Origin of the sequence: Pedobacter sp. ISL-64 (assembly GCF_018613605.1) — a bacterium.
Classification (GTDB): domain Bacteria; phylum Bacteroidota; class Bacteroidia; order Sphingobacteriales; family Sphingobacteriaceae; genus Pedobacter.
In genome coordinates this window covers 691,907-708,558 of sequence record NZ_JAGGPU010000006.1, presented here as the reverse complement: position 1 = coordinate 708,558, position 16,652 = coordinate 691,907, and the positions used below count along the sequence as shown (strand labels likewise).

Below are 16,652 nucleotides of genomic sequence, written 5' to 3'. Positions count from 1 at the left end.
AATGATATGGTTAATTCAAAAATAAGGGATACGTATTCAATAGTTGTTTACCCTCAAAATGAAACGATTGATGAAGTTAAAGTCTTGAAAGATATACTCTGGTCTAAAATTGGCTGGTATAATAGTAGAAATTCAAAGGCACATATCACTATCATTATGTTTTTGGCAGACCAATACGAGTTGGGTTTTTACAAAAAATGCATTGAGCGAATTTGTCGCTTGCAAAGAGCGCAAGAAGTAACTTTTGATTATTTAAGTTTATCGAAATTTAGTCACGCAGTTGTTCTGCTGCCTAATGATTCATCCAAACCATACTTGAATGATCTTTTGAAGAATTTTCGTAAGGGAATTAAAACCAAACATACTGTAAAGGGGGATAATGCCCACATTTCAATTGGACGTAAACTGAGTTCAGCTCAAATTGATCAGGCAGAACATTTGTATGGCAATATCAACATGGCATTTAATTGTGATACGATTGCCATTCGTAAGCTTGATGAAGTTAAAAAACAATTTGTAGTAATTGATGAATTTAAATTATTGGGGAGCCCTGTAAATTATCATCAATATTCTTTATTATAACTAGTTTATTTTAAGTCATGAGCCGATTAATCTTGTTAATCGGCTCATGATTTGGCTTGTTTTTGAGCCGATTAATGTTTTCTTTCGCGAGATCGTCATTTTAAGGGTTAATTATGTGTAAAAATCAATATAAATAACTTTTGTAGCGCTTTTAAGCTTTGGAAACGAATGTCAGTATTCCATAGGGTTTGGCAGCCCCGCTATCCATTCCAGCCGATGAAAAATCGGCATCCACTGCTATCGGGTTTATAATGAAAGGTTTGTGCGAGGGATATATTCCCAAGCTATACAAGTGTTAATTTGTTTTATAAAATCAATATAAATGACAATAGATAATCGGGGAAATGGTAGCTGCGAGGAACCGTCATTGCGAAACCAATTCTTCATTAGATGAAGCAATATTAATGCACTCGCTATAACCCATAGCTGTAAGATTGCTTCGTCGTTCCCCCTGCAATGGCGACCTTTCTTTTGAATCTGTTAACGGTAGCGCAGAGAATAACCTAGTAGAGATTTAAGGACGACGGATCGTCATTTCGAGCGCAGCCGAGAAATCTGCTCCACTGAATATAAGGTAGAGATCGCGGCGCTTCAAAGGAGATGACGAAATTTCTATTAAAGTTTACGCTTGTTTCTAACAAGTGCATGAATAGCTAACGATTTAATCGTTTACTTGTTTAAACATAATTTTTATATTTAAGCCATGATCCACTTTAAAGCAGAAATAGAGCGTTTCGAAACCATGGGCGAAAAAACCGGCTGGAGTTATGTGTTTATTCCGGCAGCACTGGCCAATGAAATCAAACCAGGTTGTAAAAAGAGTTTCAGGGTAAAAGGAAAGATAGATCAGTTAGAGATTAGCGGTATGGCAACTATCCCGATGGGAGAGGGCGATTTTATTATTGCCTTAAAAGGCGAAGTCCGTAAAAAATTAAGAAAAGAAGCCGGAGCAAGTGTCGAACTCTATTTAGAAGAAGATAAAGATTTTAAAATTGAAATGCCCGAAGACCTCGAAATCTGCTTATCAGAAGAAGAACATTTAATTCGGAATTTTTTAAAGCAGCCTAAATCGCACCAAAACTATTACATCAACTGGATTAATCAGGCTAAAACCGAGCCTACACGTACCAAAAGAATCGTAATGACCGTTAAAGCCATGGATAAAGGGCAAGATTTTGGCGCAATGATCAGGGAAAGTAAGTTGTGAGTTCGGAGTTTTTAGTTTGGAGTTTTACAAAGAGCAGGAAGATTTATCAAATGAACTTGCAGTTTGGCTCCAAACTTTTAAGCAATTAGAACGGCTCGGCAGTTAGCAACTCTCAACTCCAAGCCCCCAACTCCAAACTTCCGACTATAATTCCTAAACCAACTCCATACCTTCATCGTAAATTGAGCATAAACGATCGGTTGATGTCGCTGTACAACCCTTCGGTATTAAACCCGGTAGAGCGGAATAGCCCACAGCGCAGCGAGGACTATAAGTGATAACGGGACTGTTGTTTCAGAAGAACCAATGCACGCTCATTTCCAAATTATGAGGCAACAAGCTCTTTGAATATAACCAACCATGAACTAAGACTTCGGGCTCCCGATTCCCGACTCCCGACTATAATTTCTAAACCAACTCCAAACTTTCATCTGGATTACACCTAAAAAAGCCTCCCTAAAGATACGGGTGCTCATTTTTGATGTTCCTTCGGTACGGTCGGTGAAAATGATTGGAACTTCGACCACTTTAAAGCCAAATTTAATGGCGGTGAATTTCATTTCGATCTGAAACGCATAACCAACAAACTTAATTTTATTTAATGGAATGGTTTCTAAGACAATTTTGCGGTAACATTTAAATCCGGCAGTAGCATCCTGAATGTTTATACGGGTAATCATACGTACATACATTGAAGCAAAATACGACATTAAAACCCTGCCCATTGGCCAATTTACCACATTTACACCCTTAACATACCTAGAGCCGATGGCTACATCAGCACCGTTTATACAGGCTTCGCGTAAGCGTGAGAGATCATCGGGGTTGTGCGAGAAATCGGCATCCATTTCAAAAATGTAAGCATAATCGTGTTGTAATGCCCAATTGAAACCATAAATATAGGCTGTACCCAATCCTTGCTTTCCTGCGCGCTCCTCAATAAATAAATGTCCTTCGTATTCGTCTTGTAACGATTTTACAATTTCAGCAGTTCCATCAGGCGAACCATCATCAATAATTAAAACATGAAAAGGCTGTGTTAAAGAAAAAACCTTTCTAATGATTTTTTCGATATTTTCCTTCTCGTTGTAGGTGGGAATGATGACTAAACTATCTGACACGTTTGTTGTGGTTTTTAATAATATAAGCTTTTGGCCTTTGTATGTAGTATGCTGTGCTTATTTGTGCTGAGCAATTGCTTTTAATGTGCGAAAGTAAATATTTAATATGAAACCTTTATGAATTTTCATTAATTCTAGATGATTCATCATCCCCGAATTTGTTTCAGGATCTTTTTTATTCTTTTTGGGAACTCCTGTCGAGTTTTTTCCCGATGATTTCGCAGACCACCGCAGATTAAATACAAGGGATAAACGTTGTTCCTAAACCCGACAGCAGCGGCAGCGCCCGATTGAAAAGAGGGCCTATAGCGAATGGCGGGACTAAAGCAGCCAAGGACTGCAGACCATTCCTTTCCAAATATTATTGAATTTACCATTCTCCTTCAATGTCAGTCTGAAGGATAATTCATTGTGTAAAAATCAATATAATTGACAGATTGAATGGTTTCGAAGTATCGTCATTTCGACCGCAGTGGAGAAATCTTTTAAATTTGATTTCAATCACTTAGTATAAAGATCTCTCTCCCGAAAGTTCGGGACTACGCTATAGTCGAGATGACGACTATTCTATTGGAATCTCTCAATAGTAGCATAGTCGAAGACCCTATTTAATATTTCCCGCTGATTTCGCAGTTCACCGTAGATTAAATGCAAGGGACAAACGTTGTCCCTAAACCCGACAGCAGCGGCAGCGCCCGATTGAAAAGAGGGCCTATAGCGAATGGCGGGACTAAAGCAGCCAAGAACCACTATCCTTTCATTTCCAAATCTTACAGTATATCAATAAATAATCGCTTTATAGATTTCTTTCTGAACATCCGGGATCGAAATGACGATTCCTTTCTTACCTCACCTCTTGCATTAACTTTTTAACCAATTGCGAGAAAATAATCAGCACCAAACCTGCAATTAATGAATATAAAGCCAATGCTTTATAACCTTCGGTATAAGCCATTAATTTAGTTGGCAACGATGCATTATCGATACTCGACATTTCTGCGCCTAATTTTCCTGCAGCCAATTGTCCGAAAGCACTTGATAAAAACCAAAGGCCCATCATCATCCCGAACATTTTCTTTGGCGAAAGTTTGGTAATGATCGACATACCTATCGGACCCAAACAAAGTTCGCCAAGGGTTAATAATAAATAGGCTAACGTAAATATATTTAACGAGCTAATGCCCTGTACATTGGCGAAGAACCTGGTGGCGTAAAAAACATAAAAACTCAGAGCCAGTAAAAGGAAACCGATTCCGAATTTTACAACCGTGTTCGGTTCTATTTTACGTTTGTATAAACCTAACCACAAAATACCAACAATCGGACTAAAAACAATAACAAAGAACGAGTTAACGCTATTGTTTACCACATTCGGATCGATATTGAAAAAGAGTATTTTATGATCAAGATTGTCCTTTGCAAATAATGACAGTGAACCGCCACTCTGCTCAGAAATGGCCATGAAAATGAAATAACAGAAGATAAAAACGAAAGCAGCGAGTAGTTTATATTGTACTTTCTTATCTTTTATTTTAAACGTTTCGTACAAGAAATAAACCAGGGCAATAATACCTATAGTGTACATGAAATAATCGGTAAAGGCCGTGTTTTTTACCATGATATAAATCAGTGGAATACAAAGTATCGACCCTACGTAAACGGCTATTTCCCATAGCTGCTGTTTTGATTTTTTAAGATGCAGCAAAGGCGAATTCCCGATCGGACCTAAGTGCTTTTTTGTGAAAATGAATGTGCCCAAACCGAACATCATTACCAATGCAGCAGACAAGAAACATAAATGCCAGTTATAATATTTGCCGAGATAAATACACATGGCGCCGCCCAATAATCCGCCAACATTAATGCCGGCATAAAAAAGCCCATAACCCGCATCTCTGCGGTTGTCTTTCTCATGGTATAATTCGCCAACCATTGATGAAACATTGGGTTTAAAGAAACCTGTTCCAATGATTGATAAGGTAATTCCAACATAAAACAGATCGTGAGGAGAGAAGGCTAGAATTAAATTCCCGATAATCATCAATGATCCGCCCCAAAAAAGCGATTTTCTGAAGCCTAAAATCTTATCGGCAAAAATACCACCTATAAAAGTAAAGGCATAAACAAAGGCTTGTATCGCACCATACTGTAAGTTCGATTTTTGGTCGCTTAAACCCAGTTGCTCAACCATAAAGAAAGCCAATACCCCGCGCATTCCGTAAAAACAGAAACGCTCCCACATTTCTACCAACGATAAATGCCAGAGCTGTTTCGGATATTTTCCCTCAAAATTTTGAATATCTTCTATTGAAACTGTTTTTTCCATTAAATAGGTTTAAAATTAAAAGCCCGATGGAGATCGGGCTTTATGTTAAAATTATTTTTTGATTAGTGAACGCCGTGCATCCATTTACGCAATATCGGACTTATAGCAAACATAATTAAGCCTGCAACAATAGGGATAATAGTAAATATTAAGAAGAAAATCGAAATGGAGTATTCTGAACTTATTTTGTCGATTAAGCCACCGGTAATACCCGCTAACCAGTTACCAATCGCTGTACAGGTAAACCATACACCGAACATTAAACCTACCACTTTGGCCGGAGCTAATTTACTAACGTAAGATAATCCAACAGGCGAAACACATAATTCCCCAACGGTATGGAAGAAGTAAGCGAAAATTAACCAAAACATACTTACCTGTGCAGATGTAGCACCTTTTGCAATGTCCATACCTCCATAAGCCAATCCTGCGAAACCTACACCTACAAAAATTAAACCGAGTCCAAATTTTACAGGCCCACTTGGGTTAAATTTAGTTTCCCATATTTTAGATACAAATGGTGCAAGGGAAACAATAAAGAATGAATTTAGAATCCCAAACCATGAAGCAGGAACTTCTGTGTTTAAAGCGGTAAATTCTTTTTCTACCTTCCAAATCGCTAATCCCCAGATAATTATGAAGCTTATTGCAGTAAAAATTATTGTGGCGGGATATTTTTTTGCGATTTTTGCCGCCAGGCTTAATAAAACAACAGTTACCGCAATGAGTGGGAAAATAGTAAGTATCGCATCAACCCATTTAAAAATTGTACTGGCATTTCCTGTCAAATTTCTCAGTGTATAATCCTTAGCAAAAATAGTCATTGAGCCGCCCGCCTGTTCAAATACCATCCAAAAGAAAATGGTAAAAATTGAGAATACAGCAACTACAGCTAAACGTTGATTGCTTACTTTTTTTGGTAAAACTTCATCAGTTGGATCAATTACTTTTTCTGTTTTATTTACAGCTGCACCTAAAACACCAAATATTTTTTGTCCGAAGTAAAACTGAAGCATTCCAAAAAACATAAATACCCCCGCTAATCCAAAACCCCAATGCCAGCCCACTTTTTCGCCGATATAACCGCACATTAACATGCCTAAAAAGGCTCCAGAGTTAATGCCCATGTAAAAAATAGTGTAAGCAGCGTCTTTTTTATCACTTGTAGATGGATAAAGTTTTCCTACGATAGAAGAAATATTTGGTTTGAATAGTCCGTTTCCAGTAATTAATAAAAATAATCCGAGATAGAAGAAATTGGTACTTGCACCTTCTAACGCCATTGATATATGGCCAATGGTCATAATCAAAGCGCCTATGATAACCGCTTTTCTATATCCGGTCAATCGATCCGCAATTAAGCCACCAATTATAGGAGTTAAATATACTAAACCTGTGTACCAAGCGTAGAGTTGTAAAGCCTCTGGCCTTGTCCAGTGCCAGCCACCTTTACTTATTTCGCTTACTAAGAATAAAACAAGCAAAGATCTCATTCCATAGTAACTAAATCTTTCCCACATTTCTGTGAAAAATAGCACAAATAGGCCTACTGGGTGGCTAAATAATTTTTCTTTGGATACATGGTTACTGTCTAAGTGGAGGTCCAGTTCCTTGCTATGGTCAATACTAATGGTTTCATTAGATGTTTGCATAAAACATTTGTTGGTTTTAGTTTATGAATTCAGAATTTGTGTGTTGTTTAAGCTAGTTAAGCAGGGCGCAATATAGTCAGCGAATGCCAAACTCACAAATTTTTAAATGATGTGTTAGGTAAATGGTTTGTTAAGGTTTGTTAAAGATTAGAACTTTCTGATGGGTTTTACATTTTTCTTTGGGTCGGCATAAAGTTCGTCACTCTCATTCGGATCGTTTTTAAGCGTGATATCTTCCTGCAGTTTTAGCCTTCCGCCGATGATTTTAAAGCCATCAAAAGTACCGTCCGATCCATAATATTCAAATTTTCCTTTTATTTCAGTATCAAATGAAGCAAGATGGTCGAAAACAATCATCCCTGCTTTCAGATCCGTTTTTAAAGTCATCGCATTCGATTTGGCGTACTCAAATATTACCCTGTTCTTCCCTTTTAGTTCTTTTCCATCGAAAACCGGGGCACCAAAAGTGAGATTATCTTTATCGAAAGAAAGGATGTCGATTACCTTTTTAGTGGTAAACGGTGTATTTCCTTTCCAGCCTAAAAGTACATAATAGGGCAAGCGGTTTCCACTGCTTACCGGAACAATTTCATAATACCTGGCACCAAACCATTTTTGGTTATTGGTAATGCTATTTGGGTCGGCTAAATTTTCGGTCTGATCGATTAGGGGATAAAGTTTTAAAGGGCCACTTTTGGTATTCATTTGGATGGCGCCATAATAACGGTATGTACCGTTTTCGAGTAGTACATACCAACTCAAAATCCTAAAAGCCTGATCGGATGATTTAATTACCGATACGTTTTTAAGCGAATCGAATGGATAAGAAAAAGAATTGGGGGCTTTTAAAGCTTCTACCAAAGTTTTTACAAAATTGCCGTTTATTTCTAATTTTTGTGCATCGCTTTGAGCAGCAATAACCTTTGCCGATATTTTAACCAGTGTATCCTGAAAAAACGCTAAATTATTTGGCACTTGCTGCGCTTTTAAGTTAAAGCTTAGCGTTCCAAAGATTAAAAGGATATAAAATCTGATAAGTTTCATACGATCAAATACACGAAGATGCTGCAAAACCAAAAAATTATAATTTCTCGATAACAAGGGCACTTGCGCCACCACCACCATTACAGATTCCGGCAACGCCGATTTTTCCGTCGTTCTGTGCCAATACCGAAAGTAAGGTAACTACAATCCTTGCGCCCGATGCACCAAGTGGGTGGCCCAATGAAACAGCGCCACCATTAACGTTAACCTGGCTGTCGTTTAGTTCTAAAAGTTGATTGTTCGCAATGGAAACGACAGAAAAAGCTTCGTTAATTTCGAAAAAGTCAACATGCTTAATGTCGATATGTGCCTTTTGTAAAGCCAATGGAATTGCTTTTGAAGGTGCAGTTGTAAACCACTCCGGTGCTTGTTGTGCATCAGCATAGCCTAATATTTTGGCCAAAGGTGTTAAGCCCAGTTCTTTTGCCTTATCGGCACTCATTAAAACCAATGCCGCTGCGCCATCATTTAAGGTAGATGCATTTGCTGCAGTTACTGTTCCATCTTTTTTGAAAACAGGTTTTAATGAAGCTATCTTATCAAATTTAACGGCCGTTGGCTCATCATCGGTATCAACCAGGGTAATTTCGCCTTTGCGGTCTTTTACTTCTACAGCTACAATTTCGCCGGCAAATTTGCCCGAAGTTTGTGCTGCCTGTGCTCTTTTGTACGATTCTATTGCAAAATCATCCTGCGCTTCGCGGCTGATGTTACATGCTGTTGCGCAAAGTTCGGCGGCAGCGCCCATATGGTAATCGTTATAAACATCCCATAGTCCATCTTTTACCAAGCCATCTGTAATTTGTCCATGGCCTAAGCGATAGCCATTTCTTGCCTTATCGAGGTAATATGGGACATTGCTCATGCTTTCCATGCCACCTGCTACAATAATTTCATTATCGCCATTTGCAATACTTTGCGCTGCAAGCATAATTGCTTTTGTACCCGAAGCGCATACTTTATTTATGGTAGTGGCAGGTAAATCTGGTAAACCTGCAAATTTTGCAGCTTGCGTAGCTGGAGCTTGCCCTAGGTTTGCAGATAAAACATTACCCATATATATTTCTTGGATCTGTTCTGGTTTTAAGCCAGCTTTTTCAATTGCAGCCTTAATGGCAAAGCCGCCAAGTTGAGTAGCAGAAAATTGAGCTAATGAGCCTCCAAAACTGCCAATAGGCGTTCGCACAGCTGATACAATTACAACTTCTTTCATGTAAACTAAATTTTATGAATTTTTGGTTAGGCCGCTAAGTTATACATTTTAAATATTAAACAAACCTCGCAAGTTTAATTCGGGGTTTCTGATGTCTTCATCAGGCTCATGGAGCAGTAAGTATTTCCAAAACTATAATATTTAAAATAACGTATAAGAAATGCATTTAGCACATTGATAACAGGTTTTTATTAGGTTTTGTTAAATGGCGATGAAACTTAAATGTGCTAAGGTGGCTTAGGTGGTCAATATCTTTGAAAATGAGTGGTTCCGTGTTAATGGCTGAGGTAGTCCTGCTATCCCTCCAAGTCCTCGCTCATGCTTCGCTCCGGGCTTTCCGTTCTATCAGGTTTAAATATCGAGGCTGGTAGTGCTTGGGGTAGGTTGCTAAGAGCATAGAATTTTGTTTATCAAAGAAACCTCGCAGTTCTTAAAAACCTGCGAGGTTTTATCACTTCGGTTGGTTAGCGTTAGGGATTGTAAGGGTTCAGTGCCGATTAAGCATCTGTTTTTATTTAATTACGGTATGCTTGCTTGTTTCGCAGGTCTTTATCGGTACCGGAGCGAAGCGCAGCCCTGAAAAGCCCGACCCTTTCCCGTATTTCACGGGATTGGGGGACGCCCAAATATTAACAGACTTCCGAAGTTTGCTGATGCCCTGGCCTTGAAAACTTCGGAAGTCTTGCTTCTATTCTTCTTTTGCTTTTCCCTTTTTTCTTGATTTTATGGCCTGGGTAAGCAAAAATTCTATCTGCCCGTTCGTACTTCTAAACTCATCAGCAGCCCAGATTTCTACTTCTTTTAACAAAGCAGGACTAATTCTGATAATAATAAGTTTTTAAGTAGGTTTTGGAAAGCAAAACCTGTGAGGCTTAGGACTGTTCAGTCCTGTTGTTTGCTGTAGCTCTCATGCTTCGGGGCTGCCGCTACCATCAGGTTTAAATTACTTGGGCTGGTGCTGCTAGGTCTGGTTTTCCTTTCCAGCGTCGAATTACTCCCCTCCTTGTTTTAAGGAGGGGTGCCCGCAGGGCGGGGTGGTTAGCGTTAGGGATTGTAAGGGTTCAGTGTCGATCTTCATCGGCACCGGAGCGCAGCGCAGCCCTGAAAAGCCCGACCCTTTCCCGTATTTCACGGGATTGGGGAACGCCCAAATATTAACAGACTTCCGAAGTTTGCTGATGCCCTGGCCTTGAAAACTTCGGAAGTCTTGCTTCTATTCTTCTTTTGTTTTACCCTTTTTTCTTGATTTTATGGCTTGGGTAAGCAAAAATTCTATCTGCCCGTTCGTACTTCTAAACTCATCGGCAGCCCAGGTTTCTACTTCTTTTAATAAAGCAGGACTAATTCTTAATACAAAAGCTTTTTTATCTTTCTCCGCCATTCTTATTGTATTGCTTGTATATTATATCTCGTTTTTAAATTAATAAGGAACATTTGCAGTTCATCTATTTTATTACTGCTAAACAATAGCTTTTTGCCGTTTTTAAATTCAATCTGTAAACCTTTATCTTTATCGTTTAGGATATAGGCCTTGTCGTTAAATTTAAACCAAAGCCTGCTGCGAACACCAAATCCGCCATAATCTCCTAAAGCATTGTACTTATTAATATAAACTTTCTCGATGTTGCCCCAACTCAATAGCTTCAATTTGGTTTGAAATGGAAAATACTTGTAAGAAATGCCTTCAGTGCCGACCTGCAAAGTCATTTTATTTTTTTGAAGCAGGTAAATAATCGCAAAAGGAAGGAATACTGCCCAAAATGGGGCGAAATAAGTAGCTTTTAAAGTTTCAAAGCTCATTCCGCCTTTATCAAAAAGTACGATACTGACGACCATAACGGCATCAATAGCCAGTAAAATATAAAGCCACCAAAGTTTTAAGCTTTGTTTTTCCTCAAATTCCATTGTGCCTAATTATATAATGTTCCGGTGTTTACCACGGGCTGTACATGGCGATCGCCGCAAAGCACAACCAGTAAATTGCTTACCATAGCTGCTTTACGCTCTTCATCCAGCTCAACAATTCCTTTTTGAGATAATTTCTCTAAAGCCATTTCTACCATGCCCACAGCGCCTTCAACAATTAATTTACGGGCAGCAATAACTGCAGTGGCCTGTTGACGCTGCAACATGGCGCTGGCAATTTCTGGCGCATAAGCCAAATGCGAAATTCTAGCCTCTAAAACTTCAATACCTGCTCTCGATAAACGCTCGTTCAGTTCGTTTTCTAAAAGTTCACTTACTTTATCAGCGCCATCTTTTAACGTGATGCTGGTTTCTTCGCCCTCAGCATGATCATAAGGAAAAATGTTGGCCAAATGCCTTACAGCAGCTTCACTTTGGATGTTTACATATTGCATGTAGTTTTCTACAGAGAAAACGGCTTTGGCCGTTTCGTTTACTTTCCAAACCACCACAGCAGCAATTTCGATCGGGTTGCCCAGTTTATCGTTAACCTTTAACTGCTGTCCGTTTAAATTGTTTGCTTTTAACGATAAACGTCTTTTAGCAGTTAGGGGATTTACCCAGAAAAATCCATCGGCTTTTACTGTCCCGATATATTTTCCAAAAAGGGTGAGCACCATTGATTGATTGGGGTTAATGATTAAAAAGCCCGGGAATATTAAAAATATATCTATTGCCAGTAAAATCCCTCCCCAGAGAAAAATTTCTGAAACGAAACAGAAAATAGAAGCGCCCAGCATTGCGATGCATAGTGCGAATGTTAGGTAGCCCGATGGCGGGTTAATAATTTTTTCTTGATACATAATTGATATTAATTTGATATCATAAAGTAAAATATAAAATCTGGTAATTGCAAACAAAACCTGTAAAATGTATATTAGATAAAAATGCTATTTTTGACAATACAATAATTACATCGTTTTGGCTAAAATCAAGAGAAATTCACACAAAATCCTTTACCGGAAGTATTCATCAAACCTAAAATATGTGATGATGATATTTACCGTTTTCATTATTACGTTATTCCTGCCCAAACAGCCCCGGTTTAGGTATGAGTTTGAAAAAAATGCAGTATGGAAAAACAAGGACCTGATTTCTCCCTTCAGTTTTGCTATTTTAAAAACCAACCCACAGGTTAGTGCCGATAAAAAGAATGCACTAAAAGATATTTTGCCTGTTTATCAATTCGATAGGGGCATTACGGCAAATGCTTTGGAAGAGTTTGCCAATGAGTTTGATGTGAAATGGAAATCTAAGCAACTTAACGAAAAAGACAAGGACGTATATAAAAGCGCTTCCTATAAATTGCTGCAGAACATTTACGAGAAAGGAATTATTGGTTTAAATGTTAAACATCAGGCAGGAGGGAAGAACTATGACTTTTCTTTACTTGAAAACAATGTTGCCCAGGAAAAGAATACACAGGATGTTTTTACTGCAGAATCGGCCTTGAAGTTTTTTAAAGATAATTTTAAAGCCCCCAATCAGGTTATGGGCGATCTGGTTGCAAACCTCGCCATTGATCATATTACCCCGAACATTGTATTTGATGAGCGGCTAACCCAAACCATACAGGACAATACGGTTAACAATATCTCTACTACCAAGGGTATGGTGCAAAAGGGAGAGCTTATTGTAGCGAAGAATGATGTTATTGATGAAGAAATTTATCAGAAACTGGAATCTTATAAAGCAACTTACGATGCACAAAGCAAAACAATAGGGAGCAGGGCATTGGTTTATTTGGGGCAGGTAATATTGGTTGGCTTTATACTTGCCATTTTAATGTCGTTCCTTTTTCTTTTCCGGAAGGATATTTTTGCCGATAACCGCCAGCTTTCCTTAATCCTGATTGTTACCACGGGAATGTTGCTGGCATTAACCTGGGCCATTAAAATGGAAATCCCAAGTTTGTACTACATTCCGTTCTGCGTGGTGCCCATTATCATTAGGATCCTGTTCGATACCCGTTTGGCGCTTTACCTCCATATGCTGGTAATTTTAATTGCTGGTTTTTTTGTGGCCAATAGTTTCGAGTTCGTGTTTTATCAGGTTACTGCGGGCATGGTTGCCATATTTAGTATAAAAAACTTTGTTAAGCGCGAGAGATTCCTGGTTTCGGCCTTATTTATTCTTTTGGCTTATTTTGTTTCTTTTATAGGTATTGCCCTGCTTCGTGAAGGATCTTTCCGCGAAATAGAATGGATGAATTTTATTCCTTTTGTTTTTAGTGTACTTTTATCTCTTTTAGCTTACCCCTTAATTTATCTGTTCGAACGTATTTTTGGTATTACATCTGATGTAGCCTTAATTGAGCTCACCAATACCAATAATAAACTCTTAAGGGAACTTGCCTTTAAAGCGCCTGGAACGTTTCAACACTCTTTACAGGTGGCAAACCTTGCAGAGGCCGCGATATTTAAAATAGGGGGCAATTCGGTGCTGGTAAGGGCAGGTGCTTTATATCATGATATTGGTAAAGTAGACAATCCACAATATTTTATCGAGAACCAGAATACCGCTGTTAGTCCTCACGATAAACTGCCATATGAGCAAAGTGCGCAGATTATTATTCAGCATGTGCATAAAGGAATTGAGATTTTAAGGAAGAACCAGATTCCTGAAGCGATTATCGATTTTATCAGAACACACCACGGCAATACCCGGGTTGATTATTTTTATCAGTCTTTTTTGAAAAATACACCTGAAAAATTTGTCGACGAAAACATTTTCCGCTACCCCGGACCAATACCTTTTAGCAAAGAAACTGGTGTGTTAATGCTCGCAGATTCGGTAGAAGCTGCCTCTAGAAGTCTGAAAAATCCCGATGCTCAGAACATAAATGACATCGTTGAACGGATAATTAACTACAAATTAGAGCAAAATCAGTTAGATGACTGCGATTTAACGTTAAAAGATATTGAGACTATCAAATTGATATTCAAGACGATGCTGATGAGCATCTACCACGTGCGTATAGATTATCAACAAATTTTGTAATTTTTTTTTGTTGGATAACTTGTTTTACTATATTTGCAGACCTCAAAACAACGCCGGTAGGGCGGAAAATAGAGGTCGAAAAGGAGAGGTGCCTGAGTGGCCGAAAGGAACAGTTTGCTAAACTGTCGTACTGGTAACGGTACCGCGGGTTCGAATCCCGCCCTCTCCGCAGAAAATAAAAATTTGCAAAAATAAATGGAATTATCAATTTAAAACCGTTTCTTTGCAATCCCTTCGGAAAAGGGAAATAAAAAAGAAGATACCAAGTTCGGGATGTAGCGTAGCCCGGTATCGCGCCTGCTTTGGGAGCAGGAGGTCGTAGGTTCGAATCCTGCCATCCCGACTTTACTGGACAAGATGGTTTTGTTACCATTTTGTCCTTTTTTATTTCCGCCTAAGTTGCTGTTTATCATATAGATATACTTTACAGCCTCGTTTACTCTGCCAGTTCGAAGTGAATTATTTTCAAAACGCATTTTTTCAGGGAACATCGAACTAATGATACTCCGTTTTAGCTCAGTCTCGGCGGCTTCATAAACACAATCCAGCTTCATCAGATTATCTATACCTTGTTGCAATAAGGCTCTGATGTCCGTTTTGCTTTCGTTCATCCCACCAAGCTTTGCTTCCAGTCTTTCCAGTTTCTCACTGTAATCTGATTTCATTTCGCGGAAGTCTTCCGGCTCAATCTGCCTTGAGGTCAATAGTTCGCGGATGTATGCAAGTTTATCTTCCAATACTTTGATTTCCTTTAAAAGCTGTTTGCGGTCTTCCTGCAAATGACCTGTCTGGCTGTGCCATGCCTGTTCCAACGTAATCTTATAAACATCGGCCAACTCTGGACGCGGTATGTACCGCCTGAGTTCCATAAGCAACTGCCCGTTGGCATCATCTGCACGGAAACGGAAGTTACAGCCGTCAAAACAATGGTAATAGGAATAGTACTTCGTGTGTCCCTTTGAGGTACTTCCTGTAAGCAGTTTACCACACGTCGGGCAGGTCAGGAAACCCCGCAGGGGTAAAAGGGCATTGGAGGCTACTTTAAGCCTGTACGGCTGCCTTTTCCTGCCGTCCAGTATTTCCTGCACCTGATAATACAGTTCCTCGGTAACAAGGGGTTCATGCTGCGCCTTTACAAAACGGCTTTCATCATCCTTGTATTTGGGGATAAATATCTTCCCGCAATACACCGGGTTGCGAACGGCAAACCAGAACAATGACCTTGTTTTGGCAAATCCCTTCTTGCGCGCCTGCTTGTAGACCTGTTCGGTATTGTACACGCCTTTGGCTATTTCCTCAAATGACCAGCGGATGATGCCTGCCTGCGGCTCGGAAGGAGCGATGTACTTCTTTCCATCGGCATCCATTTTATTCACGTAACCTACGGGCGCAAGCCCCATATAACGCCCTTCTTTCCTCGCCCTGCGCATTCCGTGGATAACATTCAATGCGCGCCTGTCATTTTCCACTTCGGGAGCGGCAAGATAGAAGGCCAGCATCATCTTGTTCTCAGGTACAGAAAGGTCTAAAGGCTGTTCGATGGCCTGCGGCTCTACCCCCAGTTTCCTGAGCGTATTTATCATCTGGTAGGCATCACCCGCATTACGGCTGAACCTGTCCCACTTAAGGAACAAAACCAAATCTGCCTTACCCTTCGACTTCTTTAGCTCTGAAAGGTAATCCCTCCATTGCGGACGTACAAAGCTTTTGGCGGAGTGATCCTCGAACATCACTTTTCGGATTTCAATCTTGTTGATCTCGCAATACTTGAGAAGCAGTTCCTCCTGGCTGCGCAGGGAATAGCCTTTGGCCTGTTCATCACTGCTTACCCTGCAATATAAATCAGCTATTTTCATTGCTCTAGTTTTAGTTTCTATATTTTATCTCCTTTTGGCAAGATCATTATCAGCAAGAAATTCCTTCAAGGATTTCCTTGATTCCGATTCGTTTATCGCTTCAGGTACTATCCCTAAATCAATCAGGGTTTGTTTCATTTGCATGGCTGCCCCAAAGTTCCGGCTAAACCTGTCCCAGTTCACAAACAGGAGCTTACCCTGTAAAGGGGTCAATTGCAGTTCCTGTAAATACTCGCGCCATACCGGACGGTCAAACTTTCCGGATTGTCCGTTATCAACAATCACCCTCCTAACTGCAATTCCGTTTATCCGGCAATACTGGCGTAATTGAATTTCCTGTTTCCGGCAGGCAAGCAGTTCCTCTTCACTGTGGTCAGCTTTTGACCTAATGTATAAATCAGCTACATTCATGGTTCAAATAAATTAAATGGTTATTAATCATGTTTATCATAGTATCCTAAAGATACAAAATTCAGTTTTTCTTTAAATACTGCGCGACCATCACTTTGGCCAGCAGTTGAAGAAATTCAAGTACCATTACGGCTTGTTCCAAAGACAGCTCCATGCCTTTTTTACGCAGCATCTCCACGACCTGCTCAGGTTTTAATTTTTCCATTTGCACTTACACATTAATCGTTCACACATCATCCCCTCCGTGCAGAAGGATACTTTTCTCAATACAAATA

The 16,652-nt window shown here is 39.5% G+C and carries 14 protein-coding genes, 2 tRNA genes and 1 pseudogene; 5 read left to right on the top strand and 12 right to left on the bottom strand.

Annotated elements, in window-relative coordinates; genetic code table 11:
* Nucleotides 1–6 precede the first annotated feature (6 nt).
* Nucleotides 7–582, top strand: coding sequence for a 2'-5' RNA ligase family protein (locus J7E57_RS10970; protein WP_215127926.1), 576 nt, complete (start codon nucleotides 7–9; stop codon nucleotides 580–582).
* Nucleotides 583–1,285: 703 nt separating this feature from the next.
* Nucleotides 1,286–1,789: a YdeI/OmpD-associated family protein gene (locus J7E57_RS10965; protein ID WP_215127924.1), complete on the top strand. Its 504-nt coding sequence runs from the start codon at nucleotides 1,286–1,288 to the stop codon at nucleotides 1,787–1,789.
* Between the two features lie 365 nt (nucleotides 1,790–2,154).
* On the opposite strand, the gene J7E57_RS10960 is transcribed toward J7E57_RS10965, so the two are convergent.
* The 9 genes from J7E57_RS10960 to J7E57_RS10920 form a co-directional block, all read right to left on the bottom strand.
* On the bottom strand, nucleotides 2,155–2,910 hold the full coding sequence (locus J7E57_RS10960) for a polyprenol monophosphomannose synthase (protein WP_215127921.1): 756 nt from the start codon (nucleotides 2,908–2,910) through the stop codon (nucleotides 2,155–2,157).
* Between the two features lie 844 nt (nucleotides 2,911–3,754).
* Nucleotides 3,755–5,236, bottom strand: a complete 1,482-nt coding sequence (locus tag J7E57_RS10955) for a peptide MFS transporter (RefSeq protein WP_215127919.1) — start codon at nucleotides 5,234–5,236, stop codon at nucleotides 3,755–3,757.
* 62 nt (nucleotides 5,237–5,298) lie between these two features.
* The gene (locus J7E57_RS10950; RefSeq protein WP_215127917.1) at nucleotides 5,299–6,888 is read right to left on the bottom strand and encodes a peptide MFS transporter; all 1,590 of its coding nucleotides are present in this window, start codon (nucleotides 6,886–6,888) and stop codon (nucleotides 5,299–5,301) included.
* Between the two features lie 147 nt (nucleotides 6,889–7,035).
* On the bottom strand, nucleotides 7,036–7,932 hold the full coding sequence (locus tag J7E57_RS10945) for a hypothetical protein (protein WP_215127915.1): 897 nt from the start codon (nucleotides 7,930–7,932) through the stop codon (nucleotides 7,036–7,038).
* A gap of 37 nt (nucleotides 7,933–7,969) precedes the next feature.
* Nucleotides 7,970–9,145, bottom strand: a complete 1,176-nt coding sequence (locus tag J7E57_RS10940) for an acetyl-CoA C-acyltransferase (protein WP_215127913.1) — start codon at nucleotides 9,143–9,145, stop codon at nucleotides 7,970–7,972.
* 688 nt (nucleotides 9,146–9,833) lie between these two features.
* On the bottom strand, nucleotides 9,834–9,953 hold the full coding sequence (locus tag J7E57_RS10935) for an Arc family DNA binding domain-containing protein (protein ID WP_251029880.1): 120 nt from the start codon (nucleotides 9,951–9,953) through the stop codon (nucleotides 9,834–9,836).
* Nucleotides 9,954–10,358: 405 nt separating this feature from the next.
* The gene (locus J7E57_RS10930; protein ID WP_167293965.1) at nucleotides 10,359–10,526 is read right to left on the bottom strand and encodes an Arc family DNA binding domain-containing protein; all 168 of its coding nucleotides are present in this window, start codon (nucleotides 10,524–10,526) and stop codon (nucleotides 10,359–10,361) included.
* A gap of 2 nt (nucleotides 10,527–10,528) precedes the next feature.
* Nucleotides 10,529–11,050 carry a hypothetical protein gene (locus J7E57_RS10925; RefSeq protein ID WP_215127910.1) on the bottom strand — a complete coding sequence of 174 codons (522 nt, stop codon included), beginning with the start codon at nucleotides 11,048–11,050 and terminating at the stop codon, nucleotides 10,529–10,531.
* A 5-nt stretch (nucleotides 11,051–11,055) separates the two neighbouring features.
* The gene (locus tag J7E57_RS10920) at nucleotides 11,056–11,913 is read right to left on the bottom strand and encodes an SPFH domain-containing protein (RefSeq protein ID WP_215127909.1); all 858 of its coding nucleotides are present in this window, start codon (nucleotides 11,911–11,913) and stop codon (nucleotides 11,056–11,058) included.
* A 190-nt stretch (nucleotides 11,914–12,103) separates the two neighbouring features.
* Between J7E57_RS10920 and J7E57_RS10915 the strand changes: the two genes are divergently transcribed.
* From J7E57_RS10915 to J7E57_RS10905, 3 genes are all read left to right on the top strand, one after another.
* On the top strand, nucleotides 12,104–14,110 hold the full coding sequence (locus J7E57_RS10915) for an HD family phosphohydrolase (protein WP_157280269.1): 2,007 nt from the start codon (nucleotides 12,104–12,106) through the stop codon (nucleotides 14,108–14,110).
* Nucleotides 14,111–14,192: 82 nt separating this feature from the next.
* Nucleotides 14,193–14,279, top strand: a tRNA-Ser gene (locus tag J7E57_RS10910).
* A gap of 100 nt (nucleotides 14,280–14,379) precedes the next feature.
* Nucleotides 14,380–14,453, top strand: a tRNA-Pro gene (locus J7E57_RS10905).
* 733 nt (nucleotides 14,454–15,186) lie between these two features.
* On the opposite strand, the pseudogene J7E57_RS27140 reads toward J7E57_RS10905, so the two are convergent.
* From J7E57_RS27140 to J7E57_RS10890, 3 genes and pseudogenes are all read right to left on the bottom strand, one after another.
* Nucleotides 15,187–15,966 (bottom strand): annotated as a pseudogene (locus tag J7E57_RS27140) (recombinase family protein); the annotation flags it as partial.
* Between the two features lie 24 nt (nucleotides 15,967–15,990).
* The gene (locus J7E57_RS10895) at nucleotides 15,991–16,377 is read right to left on the bottom strand and encodes a recombinase family protein (protein ID WP_215127908.1); all 387 of its coding nucleotides are present in this window, start codon (nucleotides 16,375–16,377) and stop codon (nucleotides 15,991–15,993) included.
* A 61-nt stretch (nucleotides 16,378–16,438) separates the two neighbouring features.
* Nucleotides 16,439–16,582, bottom strand: a complete 144-nt coding sequence (locus tag J7E57_RS10890) for a hypothetical protein (RefSeq protein WP_215127905.1) — start codon at nucleotides 16,580–16,582, stop codon at nucleotides 16,439–16,441.
* Nucleotides 16,583–16,652 lie beyond the last annotated feature (70 nt).

Coding starts and splice junctions, on each gene's coding strand:
- J7E57_RS10970 (WP_215127926.1), top strand. CDS start 7: ATGGTTAATTCAAAAATAAGGGATACGTATTCAATAGTTGTTTACCCT.
- J7E57_RS10965 (WP_215127924.1), top strand. CDS start 1,286: ATGATCCACTTTAAAGCAGAAATAGAGCGTTTCGAAACCATGGGCGAA.
- J7E57_RS10955 (WP_215127919.1), bottom strand. CDS start 5,236: ATGGAAAAAACAGTTTCAATAGAAGATATTCAAAATTTTGAGGGAAAA.
- J7E57_RS10950 (WP_215127917.1), bottom strand. CDS start 6,888: ATGCAAACATCTAATGAAACCATTAGTATTGACCATAGCAAGGAACTG.
- J7E57_RS10945 (WP_215127915.1), bottom strand. CDS start 7,932: ATGAAACTTATCAGATTTTATATCCTTTTAATCTTTGGAACGCTAAGC.
- J7E57_RS10940 (WP_215127913.1), bottom strand. CDS start 9,145: ATGAAAGAAGTTGTAATTGTATCAGCTGTGCGAACGCCTATTGGCAGT.
- J7E57_RS10930 (WP_167293965.1), bottom strand. CDS start 10,526: ATGGCGGAGAAAGATAAAAAAGCTTTTGTATTAAGAATTAGTCCTGCT.
- J7E57_RS10925 (WP_215127910.1), bottom strand. CDS start 11,050: ATGGAATTTGAGGAAAAACAAAGCTTAAAACTTTGGTGGCTTTATATT.
- J7E57_RS10920 (WP_215127909.1), bottom strand. CDS start 11,913: ATGTATCAAGAAAAAATTATTAACCCGCCATCGGGCTACCTAACATTC.
- J7E57_RS10915 (WP_157280269.1), top strand. CDS start 12,104: ATGATATTTACCGTTTTCATTATTACGTTATTCCTGCCCAAACAGCCC.
- J7E57_RS10895 (WP_215127908.1), bottom strand. CDS start 16,377: ATGAATGTAGCTGATTTATACATTAGGTCAAAAGCTGACCACAGTGAA.
- J7E57_RS10890 (WP_215127905.1), bottom strand. CDS start 16,582: ATGGAAAAATTAAAACCTGAGCAGGTCGTGGAGATGCTGCGTAAAAAA.